The following is a 21,459-nucleotide window of genomic DNA, read 5'->3' as shown; positions in this document are numbered from 1 at the left end:
TCTCAAGGACCAGAGCAGACGTTGGCGCCCGCCGCGGCCTTGGCCGCATACCGGCAGATCGCGACAATTCACCTGCGCCTGCCGCCGACCAAGGCGGGCGTATCCCGGCGAGACACGGAGCGCGCCTAGAGACAGATCGAGAAGGTGACGTCTGTCTTATGCCTAAATGTGCTCGTGTTCGACACGACCACCGGCACAACGCTATTGTTGAACTGCGGCGCGGCGAATGGCTTACCAGTTGGTCAAGTCGGCGTCTTCGCCTTCGCCACCAGGGCGGCCGTCTTTGCCGAAGGAAAACAAATCGTACTCGCCATGCTCGCCCGGACTCCGGTACTGGTACTCATGTCCCCACGGGTCCTTGGGTACAGCCTTGGACAGATAGGGCCCTGACCACTTCGACTCGTCGGCGGGCTTGGTGTTGAGAGCCGCGAGTCCTTGTTCGGTAGCTGGGTATCGGCCGACATCCAAGCGGTACTGGTCGAGCGACTTCTCTAGCGCATCGATCTGCGCGCGGGCTGCCTTAACCTCGCTCTTGCCGATTTGGCCAAAAAACTTCGGGCCCACGTACCCCGCCAACAGCCCGATGATGACCATGACCACCAATAGTTCGAGAAGTGTGAAGCCTTTGTTGAGCCGAAGCCTTAGCATGTGGTATGAGAGCATGGGCCATTATGTGCCGGCGCGAACGGCCCGATTACGCAAACGAATCTTCGATGCCCCGCGGGATCCTCTGCTTGGCGCCCTGTTGGCGGCGGAAGAGGACGTGGTGGATAGAGACGGGCCTCGAGCATTGCGCTTGCCGTCCCCTCTGACAGAACCCGCCGTGCGGATTTCCCGCAACGGGCTCCCCAGGTTGCACACGCAGGAGTTTGTGTCAAACCGTCGCATGACGGATCGCACCCGGTTTCGGGAGCTCGAGCCAGGATCGGCTGTTGAGGTGTCAGACGCCAAGCCGCCAGGCGCCGGCGTCACAATGCAGACCTGAAGCGTCAAGTCCTCGCCGAATGCGCGGCGCTAGGCGCATCGACAGCGAAGTTCCGCGGGCCATGTCGTGGCGCCGCTTGGGCTGTAGAACATCTCAATGTCGCGCCCTCAGCCGCCGCCTCGGCATTGTTGAGGCACTGGCTGCAACTGAACCTCCGCGACCGTGACGAAACCAATCGTCTCGCCAGCAGGAGTCATGAACTCAACTTCATCAGCGCCTCAATGAATTTATCCAGCCGATGAAGCCCCGCCTCCGGTCCATCATCGTCCTTCCAGCCAGCCGCCGCGGGCGATTTGCTGTAGGCGACGGGCACGCCGTCTTCGTAATAGACCTCGTGGACCGCAAACCAAGTCTCCTCGTCCGACGGGATTTCGATGACACGACAGTTCCAGTGACTGGCCGGCGTCTGATTCGGCCTAGGAGTCGGTGCCTCGGGGCAGGCGTCTGCCCGCGCGGCGATGGCCTCCTGCTAGTCCTGAAGCCGTCTGCACAGGACGCCGTGCTCTGCTCAAAGGTGAAGGCGAAGTCGAACTCGACCAAGGGCAAGTTCGAACCTATCAAGAAGGCCATTGAAGGATGCGAAGCCGATCGGATCAGTCGGCTTGCAGGAACTGTCTCTTGGCTTCGCGAGCGCGCGATAACCGGCCCGACAGGGCTGGGGGCGGTCGGCCTCGTGTCTAACCCCCCCCGCGGTCGCTTAGGGCGTCTACGACTCTATTGCGCTATCTAAAACTTAATTGGCAAGGAATAGCAACGCAACGCTTTTCTCGAAGTCTGACAGTCTTTGTTTTCCACTGACAGTCTTTGTTTATACGATCAAAGGTCACGGGTGACTCCAACAAATAAAGTCCGTCGGAGAGGGCGTCTGTAAGTGCTTGATTCTTCAGCACTGACGAGCTGGCGCAAAGTCCGTCGGAAGCTGCAGGTTCGAAGCCCCTCGGACGGTGATGACAAACAAAGTCTGTCGGGGTGCACGCACGCGCTTCAAGGCAGCGACTTAGTCCTCGGACTGGTCAGGCAGCGCCGGCGGTGTCAAGTCGATGCGCCATTTGGCAACGGCCGCCTGACGCTGCTCTTCGTCGAGGTCGCCGAGGTGCGTGAGAAGCTCTTCCTGCCGAGGCTGACCGAAGACGAGACGGTAGAGCGCCAGCCCGCGCTTGAGTCGCTGCAAATGGATCTCGTCGCGGGATATACGTGAGGCTTGAAGAACAGACGGCCGCCCATAAATCGCAGCCCCATTCAAGAACAACTGGCCCTCTGGGGCAGCCGCAACGAAGGAGGAGCCATGGCTCTCTACTTGCTCGACAAGAACATTGTTGAGGACATCAAAAAGTCCCTGAAGGGCGTTCCGACGTCAGGCGTGGCCCTAGCGAGGGCAATCGACCGTAAAGGAAACATCGCAAGTCCTCTGCTCTCGATCATGGAGGGCAGCTCCCAACGCGGGCAAACGGGGGCGGAGCTGCATGACCAACTGATGGTTGAGTCTCAGGCCGTCGGCATGTTCTATCACCACGCCCGGACGGATGCAGAGTACCTGCAAGAGATGGGCACTTCAGCGGCGGCTGCGTTCGCACCGCACATGCGAGAGAAGTCCAGCGCGCTCGTGCCTCTCGCCATGGAGCTTCAACGCCTGCTTCCACAACAGCGCAACTATCTGGATGCTCGCAGCGAGCTACCAAAGATCGATGCACTGGCCGTAGAGCACGGTGTTCCCCTGGCTCACCCGCTTGTGACCGCCGCGGTCGCATGCCTCTATGGCAATGTGGCTGCAAGAGGTGTGCTGAAGCCGGCAGTCAATCCGACCTCAGAGGGCGCCTACAACGCAGTAGCCGACTTCCGCCTCATGATGGAGACAGCCTATATCCGTAACATGTGGAACGAAAGAGGTTCAAGGCAAAGCGTCCGGCTCCACTCCGCAGACAAGCATCTCAACACACTTTCGCGGCTGCTTGAGATCAAAGTGCAGACTGCCTTTTCATCAGAGGAAGCGGCCCGTGAGATCGTGAGCTTTGAGTCGACTATGAAGAAGGAACTCCTGCCGAGCTTGCGCGAGCGCGAAAAGGAGATGCAGCGCGCGCTGGACTACCTCAGAGCGTCGCGAGACGGCGAAAAGGCTGTCCTCGCCTAGCGGAACGCCCAAGCGGCTCCTACCAGTGGTGCTCAGTGTCGATGAAGTGTTGTCGGTGCTGGCCAAGCTGCAGGACGAGTATCAATTGCTGGCGCGCCTGCTGTACGGCACGGGGTTGCGCATCACCGAGGCCTTGTGCCTGCGAGTCAAGGACATCGACTTCGCGCAACGCGCAATCCATGTGCGCCAAAGCAAAGGCGGCAAGGACCGGGTAGTGATGCTGCCGCAAACTGCAGCAAGTTCTGCTGCATCGCGCAGAAACGCCAGCATCAAAAGTTCTTTGCCGCCACGGGCGCGCGCACGCGTTCCCCTGTGGCTCGCCGCTCCAAGGCCTCTCGCAGGCGAAAGGCCTTACCGGATCGCACAAGCCGGGTTCGTTTCGCCTTTGGCAGCCCCGCACATCACCACACGACGCACCTCATCGGCACGCATGTAGCCGGTGTGCGCGACCTCTGGGTCGGTGTGCTCGTTCAGCAGCCGGCTTGCTGGCGGGCTGAACGACGTGCGCACGTCGATCACCTCGAAGCCCAAGGCCTCGATGTACTTTTTCCGCTCCTTGCGGCCGGCTTTGAAATCCAGGACAGCCTGCATCACCCCCCCCCCGTCCGAACACCAGTCCTTGAACGCTGGCGCGCGCGTGTCGCTGCTCTCACCACGGCATGCCATGTAGTACAGATGCTCGAAATAGGGCACGAGCTCCCAGCTAAGCAGATCGTCCGATTCCGAAATCGCGATGTAGCGCAGGGTCTTGTTGATGGACGTCGACGGCGTGACGGCTTTGGCGGGCTTCAGGTTCGCTGCGGCGAGCAGGGGAATCTGGTTGGCCAGGAGGTAGACCTCCAGTTCCGATCCCGGCAGCTCATTGAGCTTGCGCGCCACGCCTTCCTGACGCTCCTTGCTCAGCACGTCAAACACCATGCGGCTGCCGAGACTCTCCGCCACGATCGCAAGCGGTACGGCGTGTGAGGCCGGTGCGTCCAGCCCGCACAAGTCCTCGACCTGCATCTCTTGTAGCGCAGGAGTCTTGACGGTGGCCTTCCTGATCAACGGCGTGAACACGTCGCTTCTTCCCGTCGCGTCGTTGACTGCCGCGCAGATGGCGCCGCGCACCGACATGCGCATCAGCTCGCCGATCGGGCCCATGTACAGCGCTGCATCCGTGAGACCGTAGGTCATGACGTTGTCCCGCAGCGCCGACGTCCCCGACCGCCGTGTGGCGCTCAGGTCCTCATAGCCTGAATAGGCCGGTGGCTGTGGCTGCTCATGACCAGAGCGAATCGCGTCGTCATAACCGACCAGGGGGTAGGAATAGGCGTTGTAGAAAGCATCGTCCCAGACCAGGCGGTACAGCGTCACCCGCCCCCTGGGAAAGCTGAACGTCGTTCGATCAAGGCACCCTATCCCCTGGCTCCACATCCGAGTGACGGGGCTGTCGCTGGCGTAGTAGTCGACGCGCTGCTCCACAACCGGTTGGAGGTCCACGCCCGCGACGGGATAGTCCGGCTCATCTTCCGTCTTCTTGGACTGAGCGCATCTGGGCTGCTTGTCTCCTTCGAACCCGACCGCTTTAGCCCCGTACGATCGCTGCAATGCGCGCAGAAGGTCTGTGCCGAACTGCGGCTGGCTGCCGTTCTGCGTCCAGCCGATGCCATGGACGAGGAGGATGCGCAGGTCCACTGAACCGTCGTCGCGCCGACCGATGCGATCCAGACCTAGAAATTCACCGCTGTTGATGCGTGCCGCACTTAGCGGGACCGGTTCGCTCAACGAACGTATCCGCAGGACGTGAGGCTGGCGCTCAGCCGCCAACGTCGACATCGTGACCAAGAGTGCGGCTGAGGCTGCCAGCAGATAGCGCATTTGAACCAAGGCTCTTCCGAGCAGGCAGGCGTAGTTTGAGAGCAAGAATAGCGACCGATGCTGCCGCGCTGCCCGAGGAGCCTCCGCAAGAATGATGAGGTCGCGACAGCAAGGAGCATCGATGATTCGCAGATCAAGCCGATGTCTGGGGGGCAAATGGTCGACGTCGATACTGTCTCGAAGAGGCGACGGCTGCTTGCGCTGCTGGGCCTGTTTCTTTCTGGCTGCCTGGACAAAACGGGCATGAGGCAAACGCCGCCAGAGGACGCGACGCAAACGGGGCTCCTCAAGGACGTTCCCAGCTTTCCGACACCTGTGCCGCTGCCGTCGACCTTTGCGGCGTTGTCACTGCAGTCGGCCGGCATCACCAGGACTGCGGGTGACAAGCTGACCTTGGGCGCGATCGACGAAGCCCTGAAACCTTGCCTCAACAGGGCGCAATACGGGGAGCGTCGCTACTTCTCCTTCCCCGGCGGCTACGCGATGCTCACCCAGTTCGAGCGCATCGAGAAAGACTGCAAGCCGTCGGTGGACCGCTGGTACAAAGGCGTCGACCCCAATGATTTTGACGGCACGTTCCTGACGTATCTGAGGATCATGTTCAAGGGCAATAGTCGGCGGTCGCGCTTCATGACGTTTGTGGTCACCGACCAGGACGTCTTCACCGCAAAAGAGGCGCCGAAGTTCGCCGAGTTCGCGGCGCTCTTTAAGAACGGCGTACTTGGCGCACTGCCGAACGTCTTGGCCATGCGATCCGCGACGCCAGGCATGCGCCTGTTCGTACTCGTCTATGAATTCGAGTTGCCCGCTGACGCGAAATCAGAGGAAGAAGGGAAATTGGTACCCCACGCTGATGTACAGATCCACCTGCTTGGCGCCTCCCTCTCGCCTCCTCTCAAACTCGCCTGAGGTTCGCCCATGCCAGTCCAATACAGCCAGGCCAAGAAGCGCCTCGGCATTCTGTGGTTCAGTGTTAGCGGATGCCTGACCGTGATCTTCGCTTTCATGACGATTGGGAAGGGAGGATTTCAATCCCACTCCACTGAGGCCTGGGGGTGGTTTATCCAGAGTCTCCTGCCCTCGCTCGGGTTGATGGTGGGCGTTCTCATCGCTGACGGGCAGGCCCAGAACAATGCTCAACGCCTGCAGGTGACATCCGACGTCAGCATGCTGTACGGCATCGCCATGGGATGCTCGTGTGTCTACCTTTTGTTGGTGACCGCAGTGCTGTTCTGGGAAGCCCCTGTTGGCGAGCGTTTAGCGGCTCTTCAGCAATCCACTGTCTTCCTCGGTCCGCTACAGGGTTTACTTGCTACGTTGCTGGGTTTCTTCTTCGTGCGCTCCAAGCCGCCCGGCCCGGCGCGGCGTCAGGGAACGTCTGGTCCTTGATCGTCTCTTTGTACCGCCCCGGGTTTCGAGGAGGCTCAACACTCTCAGAGGATTGAGCCATGAGCAAGTCGAACAAGTTCTCGCCCGAGGTGCGTGAGCGCGCGGTGAGGATGGTGCAGGAGCACCGAGGGGAATATCCGTCGCTGTGGGCGGCCATCGAGTCCATCGCGCCCAAGATTGGCTGCGTGCCGCAGACGCTGAACGAATGGGTCAAGCGAGCAGAGGTCGATGCGGGCGTGCGCGAGGGCGTGACGACCAGCGAAGCCCAGCGCGTAAAGGAACTCGAGCGCGAGGTGCGTGAGCTGCGCAAGGCCAACGAGATACTGAAGCTGGCCAGCGCGTTTTTCGCCCAGGCGGAGCTCGACCGCCGCATCAAGTCCTGAAGGCCTTCGTCGACCAGCATCGCCAACAGTTCGGGGTCGAGTCGATCTGTCGCGTCATGCAGATCGCCCCGTCGGAGTACTGGCGCCATGCTGCCCGTCAGCGCAACCCGGCGTTGTGCTCGCCTCGCGCGCAGCGCGACGCAAGCCTGGTGCCTCAGGTCCAGCGCGTGTGGCAGGCCAACATGCAGGTCTACGGTGCCGACAAGGTCTGGCGTCAGCTCAACCGCGAAGGCGTGGCGGTGGCTCGTTGCACCGCCGAGCGGTTGATGCGTCAGCAAGGCCTAAACGGCCTTGCCTCGACGCACGACGACGCGCGTGCGCTGCGGATGAATCTCTTGCAGCCACGCAGACAGCAAAGCCCGGCAGGGATAGCTCAGCGCCTTGATGGTCGCCGCGATGAACTGGCCGTGCTCAAGGTAGTGCTCGACAGCGCGTTGCTTCTCCGCCTACGAAAACTTCGCCGGCCGCGTGTAGCCGGCGCGCAGCTCGTGGCGCTGTTCTTACTCGTGGGACCAAGTCTTGAGCGCGTTCTTCGTCCACGTTGCTTCCGCAGTCAGATACCAGTAATCCCTGCGGGACCGAGTCGATCAAGGACTCAGCGCCATTGCAGCGGAAGCGTCGTTAGTATGGTCGGCAGGACTGAGCAGTAAGATACTGTTACAAGCAAAGCAGGGAGAACGATGTGCGAGTTCACGAAATCGTAGATCTGGGTGGAGCTGTGCGTAACAAGCGCGGCGGCGTTGGCCCATGGCTCGTCAGTTTGCTCGCGCAGGCAACTGAACGACGCGCGCTGGGCCGCCCTCAAACACTAGCCTGCATACCGAGCTGACCACGTTGAGGCTACCGGGTTTGCGCTGTGTCTAATACGGCCACATGGCTCTACTGCTGGGCTCGTCAACAGCGCGGCGATGCAGTGCTCGGACGAAGCGACGCGGTCAGCGGCGCTGCCAAGCCAGCGCTTGGCTGCCCCTCGCGGCATATGTGCCAAATAGGTAGCCTGCCTTCTCGCTCTGGCGCGAGCAAACCGACCAACTACCCAGCATGCACATCTCCCAACTCACGCTCGTCAACTACCGAAACTTCCCCGGTGCGAAGCTGACCTTCACCAAAGGCGTCAACACCATCATCGGCGAGAACGGATCTGGCAAGACCAACCTGTTTCGCGCGCTTCGTCTGCTGCTAGACGACTCGATGAGCAGATCCGCCTTTCGACTTGATGAGAGCGACTTCCACCGCGGGCTAGGCGACTGGAGAGGCCACTGGATCGTTATCAGCATAGAGTTTTGCGAGATCAGTGCAGATGAGGCAGTCCAGGCGCTGTTCCTCCACGGCACGGGTGTGCTGCCTGCCGTAGCAAGGGCAACCTATAACCTCATCTTCCGCCCGAAGAAAGACGTTCGTTTGAGGTTGGCTGCGCTCGACGACTTCGACAACGCAGCGCTTGACGCGCTTCGCAACGATATCCAGATCACTGACTACGAGACAGTGATCACTGGGCGAAGCACCGCCGACTTCTCCGACCCGGCGGTGTATCGCGAGATTGTTGGCGACTTCGACCTCTGCGTCTTTGGCGATGAAGTTGATGACCCTCGAGTCGGTTCTCGGCTGCCCAACTTCCTATCCATCGCCAACGAAGTGTCGTTTACATACGTCCAGGCGTTGAGGGACGTGGTGGCAGAGTTTCACAACAACCGCACCAACCCATTGCTTGCTCTACTCAAGAGCAAGAGCGGTGAGATCTCGGCAGCAGCTATGGCGCCCATCGTTGCGCAGGTGCAGCAACTCAATGACTCGATCGTCGCTCTGAACGACGTTCAGGACGTTCGATCAGACATTCGCGGAACGATCAAGGCAGCTGCCGGTGAGACCTACTCGCCGCACTCGCTGTCGATTCGGTCAGATCTTCCGGAGGAGGCTGACAAGCTCTTTCAATCGCTGAAGCTTTTCGTCGGTGAGTCCGCTGATGCCTACGAAGGCGCTATCCACGAACTGAGCCTCGGCGGTGCGAACTTGATCTTCCTGACGTTGAAGTTGCTTGAATTTCAGTACCAACGGGCAAATCAGTCGATCGCGAACTTCTTGGTGGTGGAGGAGCCCGAGGCGCACATTCACACGCACATTCAGAAAACTCTTTTCGATCGCATCACGTACGAAGACACGCAGATCATCTACTCGACGCATTCGCCACAGATTTCTGAGGTGAGCAACGTCAAGAGCATCAACGTCCTAGGACGTCGAGGCACGGCTTGCGAGGCTTACCAACCGGCGACTGGTCTCGACGACGAAACGGTCGGCACCGTGCAGCGGTATCTCGACGCCGTTCGGAGCAATCTTCTCTTTGCCAAAAGCGTGGTGCTGGTCGAAGGTGACGCAGAGGAGATCCTCGTACCGCTGCTGTTCAGGAAGGTCTTTGGCCTCAGCCTCGACGAGCTCGGGATCAGCCTGGTCAATGTCCGGAGCACCGGCTTCCAAAACGTTGCGGTGCTGTTCCACGAAAGCCGAATTCGCAAGCGTTGCGCCATCATCACCGACCGCGATGCAGCGATCCTCGACACCAATCCGGTTCCAGGGGAGCCCGCAAGACTCGCGGCCTTTAAGGCCAAGTGCGCAGCTTCAGACGCGAAGGGTGCCGCGCGACAGATCGCTCTGAACACATTTGTCGCAGGAAATCCGTGGCTATCGGCGAAATACGCGGCCCACACCTTTGAGGTCGACTTCGTCGAGGCGGGAAACGAAGCCCTCGTCGAAGCTCTTGTGACCCAGGTCTATGTCGACCCGCCAACCATCGCGGATGCGCATGCCGACATTTCATCAGGGGACAAGTCTCGGTACGGCCGGCGAGTGCTGACGATGGCCGCCAACCAGGGTAAAGGTTGGTTTGCCATCATGCTTGGTGCCAAGATCGAACACGACACGATCCTGCCTGCCTACATCGCCGAGGCGATCTTCTTTGCCCGGCCGGAGCTTTCCAAAGAGCTCTTCTCAAACATCTTCAGCTACCGATTGGCCAAGGCCCAAGAAGCTGGATCGATCACGCAAGCTGCACTTGACGCGGCTCGGATCGATATGCAGCTCTACCTCGACGGAGCGGTGCCCCTGGCAGACCTGAAGACTGCGATGCTCGCTGCGTTACCGGGCGATCAGGTGCATCGTCATCTCGCAAATGTGACTTGAATGGACGGCGCACAGCGATGTTCACTTGGACCGACCGCGAACTGAACCAGGAACAGGACGAAGCGGTTCGCTTCGAAGGCAGTCAGTTCCTCGTCGCCTGTCCAGGAAGCGGCAAGACGCGTACGCTGACCTACAAGATTGCGCATGAACTATCTCGCCTCACATCTGCGCGCCAATTCGTCGTAGCTATCACCTACACCAATCGAGCGGCCGATGAAATTCATGATCGGATCGAAGCGCTGGGAGTAGACACGACCCAGCTGTGGATCGGCACGATTCACGCTTTCTGCCTCGAGTGGATCCTGAAGCCATATGGCATCTATGAGCCCGACCTGGCAGGCGGATACGGCATCCTCGATCTGCATGAACGCGAGAAGTTGCTCGAGGAGCTCTGCGAACCCTACCGGGCACAGCGTGTCACGTTCTGGGACTGCGACTATTACGTCACAAGGGGAGGCTACTTCCTTGGCTGCAGCGACGCAGGGAAGCATCGCTACATTGAAGCGGTGCTTGCTCGCTACTTCCAGATCCTGTCAGAGCGCAAACTGATCGACTTCGAGATGATCCTGAAGTACGCCGATCAGCTTATCCAATCCCAGCCATCCATCAGTCAGCTTCTATCCAACTTGTTCCCAATCGTGCTGGTGGACGAGTATCAGGACACGAAGGAGATTCAGTACGAAATCCTGGCGTCGATACTGCGCGCCGGGGCGGGTGCCACAAGGCTCTTCATGGTCGGAGATCCCAACCAAGCCATCTTTGGATCCCTTGGAGGCTATGCGATTGACCTTGGCGAGCTGACCGCAAAGTCAGGCATCCCTATCGAGCCTCGGGCACTTTCGCGGAACTATCGCTCGTCCGAACGAATAGTTGAATTTTTCGAGAACTTCAACGTTCACGGCACGACGATCATCGCTGCTGGCAAGGACCGCGATTTTCCAAGCCAGATCACATACAACCGGCGCATTGACAAGGCCGACCTCGCTGACGACATCGTGCGACTGATCCGACGGAGCGTCGAAGAGCATGGGATCCGGCCTGACGAGATCTGTGTCGTTGCGCCGCAGTGGACGCACCTGTCTGCTATGACCCGAGCGTTGATCGTTCGGATGCCGGACTCTCAGTTCAATGGTCCAGGCATCGTGCCATTTGCTCGCGATATTGAGAACTTTTGGTACAAGGCCGCACGCTTGGCTCTGACGGAGCCCTCTCCACAGCTCTATGTGCGCCGCCTCCGGTGGGCGGGCGAAGTATTGGCGGGACTGAAGGAGGCTGGCATCGATGTCTCAGCCTTGAGCCGCAAACAATTGCTGCGCGAGTTCAACTTGATCCAGGTCGATGACGCTGACGGCTTGAACTACCTACAGGCATTCTTCGATGAAGTCTTTGCGCGGCTTGCTATTCCGTACTGTGCCTTTGATGGGCTGATGAGTGCGCACGACGACTTCTTCGACGCGTCGCGGGCCCGAATCCAACGACTGCGAAATGACGGCGTTGAAGGCATCGGGGAACTGGCTTTCTTCAAGCGTGCCTTCCAGCCTCGCGCAGGCATCACTGTGTCGACCATCCATGGCGTCAAGGGCGCGGAATTCGACGTCGTGATCGGATACGCCTTGCTGGAAGGGATGGTGCCGCATTTCAACGACGCTGACGGCGAATCCAGCGCTCGCAAGTTGCTGTATGTCGTTGGCTCCAGAGCTCGCAAGCATTTGTACCTTTTCTCCGAGGGCGGCCGGGCACGCGGCACTAGGGACGTCTATCGCCCGACAAGAGCTCTGATTGCATGTGAATTCGACTACGACCCCAGCTGATCGAAAGATGGCATGAAGCGCCGAGCCTTGTTTGAGCCGCTGCCAGGTCCAGCTGGTCGAAGGTCATTGATCAAGCCAGTAACAAAAGAAACTAGACCGAGCGATCGACAGAATGTCTGCTGACAAGATCACATACTGCCTTGAGCGGCTGACTGACTACCGCGACTTTGAACGGCTCTGCTCGGCGCTTCTGGCAGGTGCCGGCTACCCGGGGATCGATCCCTTGGGAGGAACAGGTGATGGTGGCCGCGACGCGGTCATGCGAACGCCTACAGACGGACTTGGCTTTGTCTTCGCGTACACGGTCAGAGAGGATTGGCGCACCAAGCTCAAGCGGGACTGCTCTCGCTTGCGGGCGATGCAACATCAGTTTGACGTCTTGGTCTTCGTGTGTACGGTGTCCCTGTCTGCAGCAGAGAAGGACTGGGCACAGTCGATGGTTGCAGACGAGTTCGGGTGGCGTCTCGACCTCTTCGATCTCGAGCGGCTGCGCGTCCGGCTGGTTGGTCCACAGCGCCACCTTGTCAGCCGACACCCCAGCATTTTTACGCCCAGCTTCTTTCCACAAAGAGGAGGTGAAGTTGTCCTGGAGTCGCGAGATCTCCTGATCATCGACCACGTCGACGACGATCACGCCTTGGCAACCTGGCTGGCCCGCCGGCTCACCCTTGCGGGCTTCTCAACGTGGTGCCGAGGAACTGCACCGCTTGTCGGGGAGAACGCCGATGCATCGATCCGACTACTACTTGAGACACGGGCACAGCAGTACATCCCAATACTCTCACCTGCTGGACTGTCTGACGAGCTGCTGAGAGAGCGCTGCGTCGTCGCCGGGAGCACGCTAGATCTAGTTACACCTTGCAGCGCCGGACTGGTCCGCGGCACTCGACTCCCCTCTCGGCTCAGCGATCTCACTACGGCCGAGTTCGGGGAGTCCTGGATGACGGGACTGCGCGGTGTTCTGGCCCGGCTGTCCACACGAGGCATAGAGCCTTCGCTGGATGCTGCGCGCGGCAGGAGCATCGCTCTGGGAGACTACCTGCCGGTGCGAGTGACAGTAGCGACGCCGGAGCCGGTATTCGCGAATGTGTTTCCGCTTGAGCTGCCCGATGTGATGTTCATCGTAGAGGTCCGAGCGGAACCCAGCGCTGAACAGCTCATTGAGTGGCGACAACTTTGGCCTTGCGCCAAGGTCACCTCCCATAGATTCGCGTCCTTCCTTCCTCCGCCAGATCACATCAAGCTCGACGGTCGCGGGCAGCTGCTGTGGAAGGAAGTGCCGGAGAAGGATGGCCGAAGGACCCGCGACATCGCCAAGGAGCTCGCACGACGCAGTCTGGAATGCGTCTGTGTCAGCAAGGGGTTGAGGTTTTGCGCCAACCGAAAGGTCTACTACTACCCGGAGCGGGAGCGTGGCGAGTGGGTTCAGCCAATCCGTCACATAGATGGCCGCAACACGACAGTGCAGCTCACCGGCGAGCGCACCAAAGGCTGGGGTGATCGAGCATCAACGTTCGCGTATCAACTGGCGCCACTGTTCTCAGTGCAAGCCGATTACGCAGGGAACTGGACTGTCGTGGTCAGCGTGTACATCCGCGTGACGACTCTGGAAGGTGCGCTGTTCGAGGGGAAAGAAATTGGGCGCCGACGCAAGGTGGTCAGTAAAGGATGGTGGAACAACAAATGGCTACCTCGCCTTCTAGGAATCGTGCAGGGACTTGAAACCGAAGTGGGCTGTGTGCGGTTCGGAGAGGGCAGCTCAGCGGTGATCATGCAGACGGCACCTCTGATGTGGGAATGCCCCGTTGGACTCGACATCGTTGCACTCAGCGGTGGCTATGACCTTGGCGAAGAGCTTGCTGAGTACCGATCACGGGACGACGAAGGGGACGAGACGACTAGCGACGTATCCACGGTCGAGGAAGGTAACTAAGCATGAGCGACTCGTTCCACTACATCGGTGAGCCGTTACTGGAATTCGGAGACGGACAGACCGCGGAGGATCCGCATGACGGCCTGGCGCTCTTTGGACCGGCCGAGAAGCGCACCCAGATGCCTGACTACGTCGTGATTGGTTCTGAGCGGGGCCTGGCGCTCTGGAGGAGCTGGTGTGAAGCGCTGAATTCGCCAGCCTCATGCGTCGACGTTCTGAAGCATCGAGCTTGGCCACCCTACCCAGGGTATGAAGTGGCCTTCGGCGCAAGATGGCGAAGCCCGATCCGTGAACTCTCGGTCGATGCAGCCGAGTTGTCGACCGCGTCGCGGAAGGCCGACAGGCATGAGCGTGCCTACGCAGTTGCCAATCTGTACCTTGCGCCGCTCGAACGTATTGCCAAGCTCGATTCCAGACCGGCGCTTGCGGTGTGCGTTGTTCCAGACGAGGTCTACGAAAATTGCCGCCCCAAGTCATTCGTACCGATGAGCAAGCGGAGTGATGCCGACAGGCCCAAGGAGGATATCGGCATGGTCAAGGCCATGTTGAAGTCCCGCAGCATTGGGCAGGCAGGCTTGTTCGACTTCACCGACGAAGCCCAAGCACTGATGAGCGAAGTCGATGACCTTCAGGCTGCGCTCGGGCATTCACCAGACTTTCGGCGCCAACTCAAGGCCCGCATGATGGCGCACGAGTTGCCGGTTCAGATCATCAAGGAGTCGACGCTCGCCATCACGTCACAAGTTCGTATGGGCGAAAAGGGAACCAACCCATTGTCTGACAGACTTTGGAACTTCGGGACTGCGGCCTACTACAAGTGTGGAGCCAAGCCGTGGAAGACACCTTGGGCTCGAGAAGGCGTCTGCTACGTCGGTATTGCGTACAAGCTGACCGAAGACGGTCGCCAAGCATGCTGCGCAGCCCAGATGTTCCTGGACAGTGGTGACGGCTTGGTCTTCGTGGGCGAGTTCGGCCCTTGGTACTCGAGGGAGCGTGGCGAGTTCCACCTGCCGCCCGAGAAGGCGGAAGCGTTGCTGCGAGGCGTGATTGCGACCTACCAGGAGCAAGATGGGCGCCCGCTGAAGGAAGTCTTTATTCATGCCCGCTCTGGAATTGACGCGGATGAGTTCGCAGGCTTCCAAAGGGCCTGTCCAGAGGGCGTGAGCCTAGTCGCCATCCGCGTCCGCATGGATCATCGGGGGGGGATGCGGCTATACCGGTTTGATGATCACCCTGATGTCAGCAAGCGGGGCCAGCATCCGGTGCAGCGAGGCGTCTTCTGGCAGCGTAGCCGGCGCTTCGGGTTGCTGTTCACGAACGGTTTCAAGTCCAGACTTGGCACCTACGACGGTTTTGAGGTCCCGGTGCCGTTGACGATCACGATCCAGCACGGTGAGGCGGATTTGCTGCAGGTCGCTCGCGATGTGCTTGGTCTAACCAAGTTGAACTACAACGCATGCCAACTCGGCGAGGGGCAACCGATCACCGTGAAGTACTCTGAGCGGGTGGGCGAAATTTTGTTGGCGAACCCTGGCCTTCCGCCTAACAAGTGGAAGCCCAACTTCAAGTACTACGCATGACTCGGCCCATGACGCACATGACGGCTGAATATCCGATCGAGGCGCTGACAGGGTCAATCTGTTGACGCTCGCCGAAAACTGACCCTCGCCGGCATTCACACCTTTGATCTTCATGACGTGAGCCGACGCAATCATGGTGCTGGTCGAACTATTACGCTCAGACAGTCCAACTGGTGGGTCAATTTGGATCGGCGCCACGTGTCAACCGTTCCATTGCTCAATCGCAGAATCCAGCTTCCTCACGAAGTTGCAGAGTCCGGGATGACGCTCGAAGCAGGTCGCGATGACCGAGTCGGACAAGCGTGAGAATCTTAAGGCAAATTGAACCTTACTTCCTCCAACCGCGACGCGGCCCGCCGACACCTGCAGGAATCCCCGTGGCATCACTTCTGCCACGTAGCACTCCATCGTGTAGCCATCGGTGATGTGGATCGGGTCCATTCCAGTTCCAGCCAATTCAGTTGACACCCTGAGTTTCGTGCGCCCAAGGGTGTTCGACGCGATTAGTGATCCGAAATCATCGATAGCGAAGTCGTTGTCGCAGTCGATGCAGATGGCAGCGTTCCGGTTCAAGCGCAGTAACTGAATCAAGTCTTCGGGTTGCTGCTCAGTACCGTCGCCCACCTGCTCAAGAAGAGCCGCATCGTCGCCATTGAATGATGATGAACTGGGTGACGTGAGCCCTGAGAAATGAACGAGGCAGCTACCATCAAAAAACGCGTAGGAGAAGTGCACGTTCTCAATCAACGGGGACTTGTGCGGCGCCCGCTGCGAGCGCCAAGCGCGCAGAAATGCGTTGATGTAGATTCGATCAGAGGGGCCTTCCACCCAGACAACCCCGTTGGATTGGCACAAATCGCTTGCAACGCATCCGAGCTGATCGAGTATTGCGGTGATGTCTGGTTCGCGGACAATGTGGCCTCCCAACAGGTGAAAGACAGCAACATCTCTCCCCCAAGCCCTGTGATTCAAAAACGAAGGAGAGTGTGTCGCGATGATCAGCTGCAGACGCTTTCTTGAGCTCAGAACGGCCAACTCTGCGATCAGTGCGCGTTGCAAAAGGGGGTGGAGATGCCTCTCGGGCTCATCGATCACGCAAACGGAGTCGTCCTTGCAGCTTTCAACCCATGAAAGCAAATCAACAATCTGCTTCCAACCAGAGGGCAGATACTCGGGCAACACTCTACTGCTTTGAGAGAGGTCATCGCCATGGTGCTGATGCAATTCCCCGTTTGCTTCCGATAGGTCTCCCGCCTTTGCTGCAAACTTGAACCCGGCTTCTTGGTGCGGCCTCTCATTCTTCGGGAACAAATGCTGAAACCTTGGCAATATCGACAAGTAGTCTTTCAGCTCAAGTGCTGATCTCTTTGTGCGAGGCCATGATGCTCCTTCCCTGGCGAGCATTGAGAGCGGCGGTATGAAGGGCTGGAGATGCTGCTCACCAATGGGATCCATGACCGGGAGAGTCGATACCGCTGTAATGGGCCCCGGCGTGCGGACGGCGGAGGGTAGCTCAACGGCCATCTGCGTATGTTGCCAATCCCATTCCCAAGTCTGCTCCTCGTCTTGGGCTGGACCAGTCTGATGAAAGAGCGCCCAGACCGATGCACCATCGGCGAATCTCATCCGGAAACCGGACACGGTATCAGCCAGGATATTTTCTCGCCGCAGTCTGGCCAGAAGTTCTGGCTCAAAGATGCTGCGAACAGCATCCAAGACAGTTGTCTTCCCGCAGCCATTTGGCCCGGCGAAAACGTTGATGCTCTGGAGCTGTAGGTCTCGTGACCGGCTAAAGGGCGGCGGTAAGTCGTGTTGCGATACTCTTGCGAGGCCTCGCAGAGAGAGGCACTGCAACTGAGAGATGTGCTTTGGGCTCATAAGCGGAAGAACTGCTCCCTATCGACTCGTTGCGAATCCGTCGCTATCACCGAGTACCGCCAGAGGAAGCCCGAGCTGGGCTGCTATCGAGCGCCGATACTGCATCGCTGCTTGGTCGCATCGATTTGGCGGCGCTTACCAAGTACGCACGGAGATCCGGCGATAGGCGATGACGTTGGTATTGCTCAGCCGCGAGGAGAACAGTAGGGACTCCAGCCAGCCCTGACGTTTCGAGCGCCCGCTGGATAGCAGGCATAGCGAGCTTGGGGGTGGCGAAGAGAGACGGGGACGGCATCTCTGCGCCCCACCGCTGGCGAACCCACTTCTCGACGGCGGCTCCAACTGGCTTCTTGAAACGGGACTTCAATGCGACCTGTGAGAAGCGAAGGGTGGCCTCGAACAGTTCCTCCGGCGTCAGTGTCGCGTTCACCATCACGTTCCTAACCTGCGTCGCTGCAAAGTCCGGGAGCTCGGTAGCGTCGGGAATCGTGTGCGTGCCAAGCATCGCATCCAGTAGCCGTTCCGCCTCCAAGAGGCGAAGACTTTTGGGGAGCTCCGTACGCAGAGTCGCGATGCGGTCGGCGTGACCACAACACGCAGCCACTATGCAAAAGCCAAGGATGGAATGCTGCGTGCTTTCAATGATGAACGTTGAAGCCAGTTGAGCCTCCTGAGCAGCGGGAGCAACCCCGTAGACCGGATGAGCAACTGAACTCTGCGCCATCGCATCTCGATGGCTCTCCCAGTACACAAGGTGATCTATCCAAGGTCTGAATAGCGCAACGAACTCGTTGACGGATTGGGAACCGATAGCGGATTCGACAAGCCGTTCGATGACCATTAGTTCCATGTTCGGAATCTGGCGTCCACGCAGTCGGCCCCGAAGCCTTTCGAGAGCGGCAGTCGGCGGCATCCTCTGACTCTCAACGACAGCGAAGAGGTACCAAGTCACGTCGAGCGAAGCAAGCTCCTTCTCCCGAATCTGCTCGGGCGGACTCTGGTTGCTACACATGCCCGGCACCAAGGTCGCAAAGTCTTCCCCGGCCATGGAACCTGGGTCTTCACCAGTGGCCTGCAGAAACAGCCAGAGCACACCGTGACGGGCGACTCGACTGAGATAGACACTTCCCAGAGCATCCTGGCCGTCAATGCTAGGAAGTGCATCGATGACGCCCTCGTATAGCTCGATCGCCCGGTGCTGCTCGCCGCCCTTGTAGTAGGCCAGGGCCATATCTGCACGAAGCCCGATGGCGAGGCGGCGGCTCGCATCGCTGGGCAAGGTCTGAGCATCATCGTAGGCGCGTTCGAACCAAATCGCGGCACCCGCCCAGTCGCCTTGCTCAGCGGCTCCTATGCCTGTCTCTCGCAGAAGGAAGGCGCGCTCCAACGGGTCAAAGTTTCCTAGCTGCGTCGACAGGTCATGGACTACGGCCAACATGTCGGCGTGCCGTCGTTGCCTGAAATGAATTTTCGCGCGTGCCCTAGCCAAGTCGAAGTGCTGGCCGAACTCGCTTTCAGCTGCTCGCAGCGTCGCCAGCGCACGATCGGAGTCGTTGGCATACTCATCAAGCATCACACTTGACACAACGCGAAGCGCGATCGCCAGGGCTTGCTCGCCCCAGTCGTTGGCGATCGCGGACATTTGCAAGTACTCGCCAGCGGCCCGTTGCCCATTGATAGTCTCGCGCCTAACTTCAGCCAGCCAAGGTCCGTTCACGACAGTCGTCATGGCGCCGCGTGTAGCTAGCGCAAAGCTGAGGTACTCACGTCGCTCCTCCGCTGGCAAGGAGTTCAAGGCCAAGAACAAATCCAGCTGCTGGGATATGTGCTGAACATTGGATGCGTTGAAGAGAAAGAGAAGTCCTAACGTCGTTGGGCGGCTGCCCTCGTACAGCGGCGCGCCCCGTTCAGCCCGCGTTGCGATCTCCTGAAGCTCAGGGTCCTCATTGAAAAGGGTTCTCAAGCGCCGTAGAAGCTGAAGCCATCCTGGAAGTGCATCAGCCAACTTCGACGCCAGAAGTGCTTTGCTCAGGGCCATGGTCTCAAACCGGCGCGCCTGCTCAACGTCAGTTTCATTCGCAGTCTCACGAGATAGCGACTCCCACACGGTAGAAGCCCGAGCGTCACTGATCGCGACCACCAGCAGGAATTGAGCTAGCCGAAGAACGCGTGCGACGTCGGCCCGTCCAGTCGAAATCGCCCTGCCTGTGGATGCAGCGCGAAGGTTGGGCAGCCAGAGGGCCAGGGGGCGATGCTTCTGGTCCGACTCGGTAACTACCGCAAGGGCCAGCTGAAGAAGAATTTCATCAAGCTCCCCGCTTACCGCATGCAAGAACAGCTCGTCGCCGACGTCCACACGGAGCCCATCCGAGAAGAGAAACGCCGCCGCGGCTCTATGAACAGCGAGTTGCTCAGTACGGGCAAGGACATTGAAACCAGAATTCGCAGCCAGCGGCGATACGCGCAGGAGGTCTCTTCCGGCTGAGTCAATCCACGGTCCAACGAGCGTATCGAGCGCCTCGCCTGGAGACCTGATCTCAGGGCTGATACCGCCGATTGCGAGTGCTAGTTGCCGTTGGAATCGACCAAGCAGTAGGCTAGTCCTGTAGAGAAGGTTTCGCGGGGCCTCCTCAAGCGATTCAACGAGGCGTCGTCGCACCGACATCCGTTCGCTTTCAATGTCGTCAACAAGCGCGTCAGCGGACGAGAAGTTAGAGAGCTCGCTGGCTGGCCAAGCTCGGCGCCGTAGGCCCACTAGCGCTGCGCGAACTAGCTGTGGATGGCCTTGCCCACCACGAATGAACACAGCTTGTGTCCACGCCCCTGGCTCGCCGCCGTAGTTCTGCACTAGGCGGGCAACCTCGGACTCATTGAGTGCTGGCACCGTGTAGCAGGCAGCCTCGCCACAGCCAATGCTGTCGAGCACACCACCCGCCACCGGCCTGTAGCACGTCGCAAGACACACGGCATCTCGCCTGCGCAGCGCGTCGACGAGCCGACCGAACGCGGAAGCAACCCGCCGGCTGCTATCAAGCTGGTTGATGTCCTCGACGAGGATGCCGCTCAACGCTACAGAAGCAGCTTCTCCAACAGCGGCAGCGAGCCTGATCTCACACTCATCGTCTGACAGATCCCGCAGGTCGAGCATCATCCATTCGCCTGGGCGACTTCGAGCCACCAGCCTGGCCACGACGCTTTTGCCCATCCCCGTCCCTGCATTCAAGAATGCAAGCGGGAACCGCGACAGTGCCTGAAGGACATCCTGCACCACGTGCTGCCTAGGCAGCACGTCCGTTGGCATCGGGACTGCATTGACGCTCTCAAGGAGCCTGCGCGAAACAACTGGCGCGGAGCCTCCGCCTGAGCTCGAAAAGACGTTGCGAACAAGGTCTTCAAGCAAGCTCTTAGGAACTGCCGTCCGGGCTCTTTCCTCGCAGAGCCTCAAAAGCGCTGCGGCGTCCAGCCAACGAGCATGCGCTTCGCTTCTAAGCGATGCATCAAGGACCTCGCCAACGACCATGGCAGGAAGACCCTCAACGTCGCGTGGCGTGAGCCGCAGGCGATCGCTCCCGTAGACGACCAGCGCATCGGCGAGCTCCCGCTTGACTCCGTCCAGCGCTGCAAATCCGCAGTCCCAGAACACACGTTGAAGCAGATCGCGGCGAAGCGCGTCGTCGTCACGCGCTTGAATGAACGTGCGAACTTCGTCAGTGATTTCGGCCCGCAAAATTGCCGCTCGCAACGGAGCTACATCGGCGCCGCTGGCGGCCTTGCGCCAGTACTCAAGGACTGGTTGAGCAGCGGCGCGATCCTCCAGGCTCTTCTCTAGGCCGATTTCCGACGTAGACAGGAAACGCAGAGTCACTTTCGCACGCGGGTTCCTCTTCACTAGGTCGACGAAGCTTGCCAACGCTTGGCGGACATCCTCGGAGTTGATGGTTACCCGCCCCGACCCGCTTGTATCCTTGACCTGGACGCCTTCGAGTGCGTCCCTGGTGACGAGGGCGAAATCCTCAGCCACCTCGAGATACAACCGCTCCTCGGAATGCAGCCTTAGCCACGCGAGCGCGCTGACGTATAGCTGGTATGCGTAGCCCCTGAGAGAGTCAACCGCCTGTCTTCTATGATCACCAGATGGTTCAACGAGGCGAGGGCCAGAGGAGAAATGGTCGGTCATTCGCAGAGAATATCGCTGAACAGCAGACGTTTACTGTGGGTCGACGGGGACTGCCGGCCTGACTGTCTGGACGACTGCTTCACCGCCGATGGCTGGTCTGCTGATCACCGAGCGGCAGCCTACTGGTGTCCTCACCCAGGACTTCATTCGATTGGCTGGCG

At 59.6% G+C, this 21,459-nt stretch carries 13 protein-coding genes, 1 pseudogene and 1 other annotated feature; of the genes and pseudogenes, 9 read left to right on the top strand and 5 right to left on the bottom strand.

Going from position 1 to position 21,459, the window contains the following annotated elements; translation table 11 throughout:
* Window positions 1–231: 231 nt before the first annotated feature.
* Window positions 232–663, bottom strand: a complete 432-nt coding sequence (gspG, locus tag LXT13_RS07330; RefSeq protein WP_233371166.1) for a type II secretion system major pseudopilin GspG — start codon at window positions 661–663, stop codon at window positions 232–234.
* A 1,319-nt stretch (window positions 664–1,982) separates the two neighbouring features.
* Window positions 1,983–2,156 (bottom strand): hypothetical protein, encoded by a 174-nt coding sequence (locus LXT13_RS07325; protein ID WP_233371165.1) that lies wholly within the window; start codon window positions 2,154–2,156, stop codon window positions 1,983–1,985.
* A gap of 114 nt (window positions 2,157–2,270) precedes the next feature.
* On the opposite strand from LXT13_RS07325, the gene LXT13_RS07320 reads away from it, so the two are divergent.
* Together LXT13_RS07320 and LXT13_RS07315 are read left to right on the top strand one after the other, a co-directional pair.
* Window positions 2,271–3,113: a hypothetical protein gene (locus tag LXT13_RS07320; protein ID WP_233371164.1), complete on the top strand. Its 843-nt coding sequence runs from the start codon at window positions 2,271–2,273 to the stop codon at window positions 3,111–3,113.
* Window positions 3,114–3,138: 25 nt separating this feature from the next.
* Window positions 3,139–3,549 (top strand): tyrosine-type recombinase/integrase, encoded by a 411-nt coding sequence (locus tag LXT13_RS07315; protein ID WP_233371163.1) that lies wholly within the window; start codon window positions 3,139–3,141, stop codon window positions 3,547–3,549.
* Here LXT13_RS07315 and LXT13_RS07310 read toward each other — a convergent pair.
* Window positions 3,465–4,973, bottom strand: a complete 1,509-nt coding sequence (locus LXT13_RS07310; RefSeq protein WP_233371162.1) for a hypothetical protein — start codon at window positions 4,971–4,973, stop codon at window positions 3,465–3,467. The two genes, LXT13_RS07315 and LXT13_RS07310, sit on opposite strands and share 85 nt — an antisense overlap.
* Window positions 4,974–5,030: 57 nt before the next feature.
* Here LXT13_RS07310 and LXT13_RS07305 point away from each other — a divergent pair, with 57 nt between their 5' ends.
* The 7 genes and pseudogenes from LXT13_RS07305 to LXT13_RS07275 all read left to right on the top strand — a co-directional run bounded on the left by LXT13_RS07305 (window position 5,031) and on the right by LXT13_RS07275 (window position 15,243).
* Entirely contained in the window at window positions 5,031–5,882 is an 852-nt protein-coding gene (locus LXT13_RS07305) for a hypothetical protein (protein WP_233371161.1), read from the top strand.
* Window positions 5,883–5,891: 9 nt separating this feature from the next.
* The gene (locus LXT13_RS07300) at window positions 5,892–6,362 is read left to right on the top strand and encodes a hypothetical protein (protein WP_233371160.1); all 471 of its coding nucleotides are present in this window, start codon (window positions 5,892–5,894) and stop codon (window positions 6,360–6,362) included.
* Window positions 6,363–6,421: 59 nt separating this feature from the next.
* Window positions 6,422–7,038: pseudogene (locus tag LXT13_RS07295) on the top strand (IS3 family transposase); the annotation flags it as partial.
* Window positions 6,700–6,816 (top strand) — a sequence feature (AL1L pseudoknot). It overlaps the preceding pseudogene by 117 nt.
* A 748-nt stretch (window positions 7,039–7,786) precedes the next feature.
* Window positions 7,787–9,919, top strand: coding sequence for an ATP-dependent nuclease (locus LXT13_RS07290; protein ID WP_233371159.1), 2,133 nt, complete (start codon window positions 7,787–7,789; stop codon window positions 9,917–9,919).
* A 17-nt stretch (window positions 9,920–9,936) separates the two neighbouring features.
* On the top strand, window positions 9,937–11,730 hold the full coding sequence (locus LXT13_RS07285; RefSeq protein ID WP_233371158.1) for a UvrD-helicase domain-containing protein: 1,794 nt from the start codon (window positions 9,937–9,939) through the stop codon (window positions 11,728–11,730).
* Window positions 11,731–11,842: 112 nt separating this feature from the next.
* Entirely contained in the window at window positions 11,843–13,663 is a 1,821-nt protein-coding gene (locus LXT13_RS07280; RefSeq protein ID WP_233371157.1) for a PDDEXK family nuclease, read from the top strand.
* A 2-nt stretch (window positions 13,664–13,665) separates the two neighbouring features.
* A complete protein-coding gene (locus LXT13_RS07275; RefSeq protein ID WP_233371156.1) occupies window positions 13,666–15,243 on the top strand; it encodes an argonaute/piwi family protein in 1,578 nt (525 codons plus the stop codon).
* A gap of 201 nt (window positions 15,244–15,444) precedes the next feature.
* On the opposite strand, the gene LXT13_RS07270 is transcribed toward LXT13_RS07275, so the two are convergent.
* Window positions 15,445–16,959 (bottom strand): ATP-dependent nuclease, encoded by a 1,515-nt coding sequence (locus LXT13_RS07270; protein ID WP_233371155.1) that lies wholly within the window; start codon window positions 16,957–16,959, stop codon window positions 15,445–15,447.
* A gap of 208 nt (window positions 16,960–17,167) precedes the next feature.
* Complete coding sequence (locus LXT13_RS07265) at window positions 17,168–21,298, bottom strand: dsDNA nuclease domain-containing protein (protein ID WP_233371154.1); 4,131 nt, start codon at window positions 21,296–21,298, stop codon at window positions 17,168–17,170.
* Between the last annotated feature and the right edge of the window lie 161 nt (window positions 21,299–21,459).

Origin of the sequence: Pelomonas cellulosilytica, from assembly GCF_021353265.1 — a bacterium.
Taxonomy (GTDB): domain Bacteria; phylum Pseudomonadota; class Gammaproteobacteria; order Burkholderiales; family Burkholderiaceae_C; genus Pelomonas; species Pelomonas cellulosilytica.
This window is presented reverse-complemented; position numbering and strand designations above follow the sequence as displayed.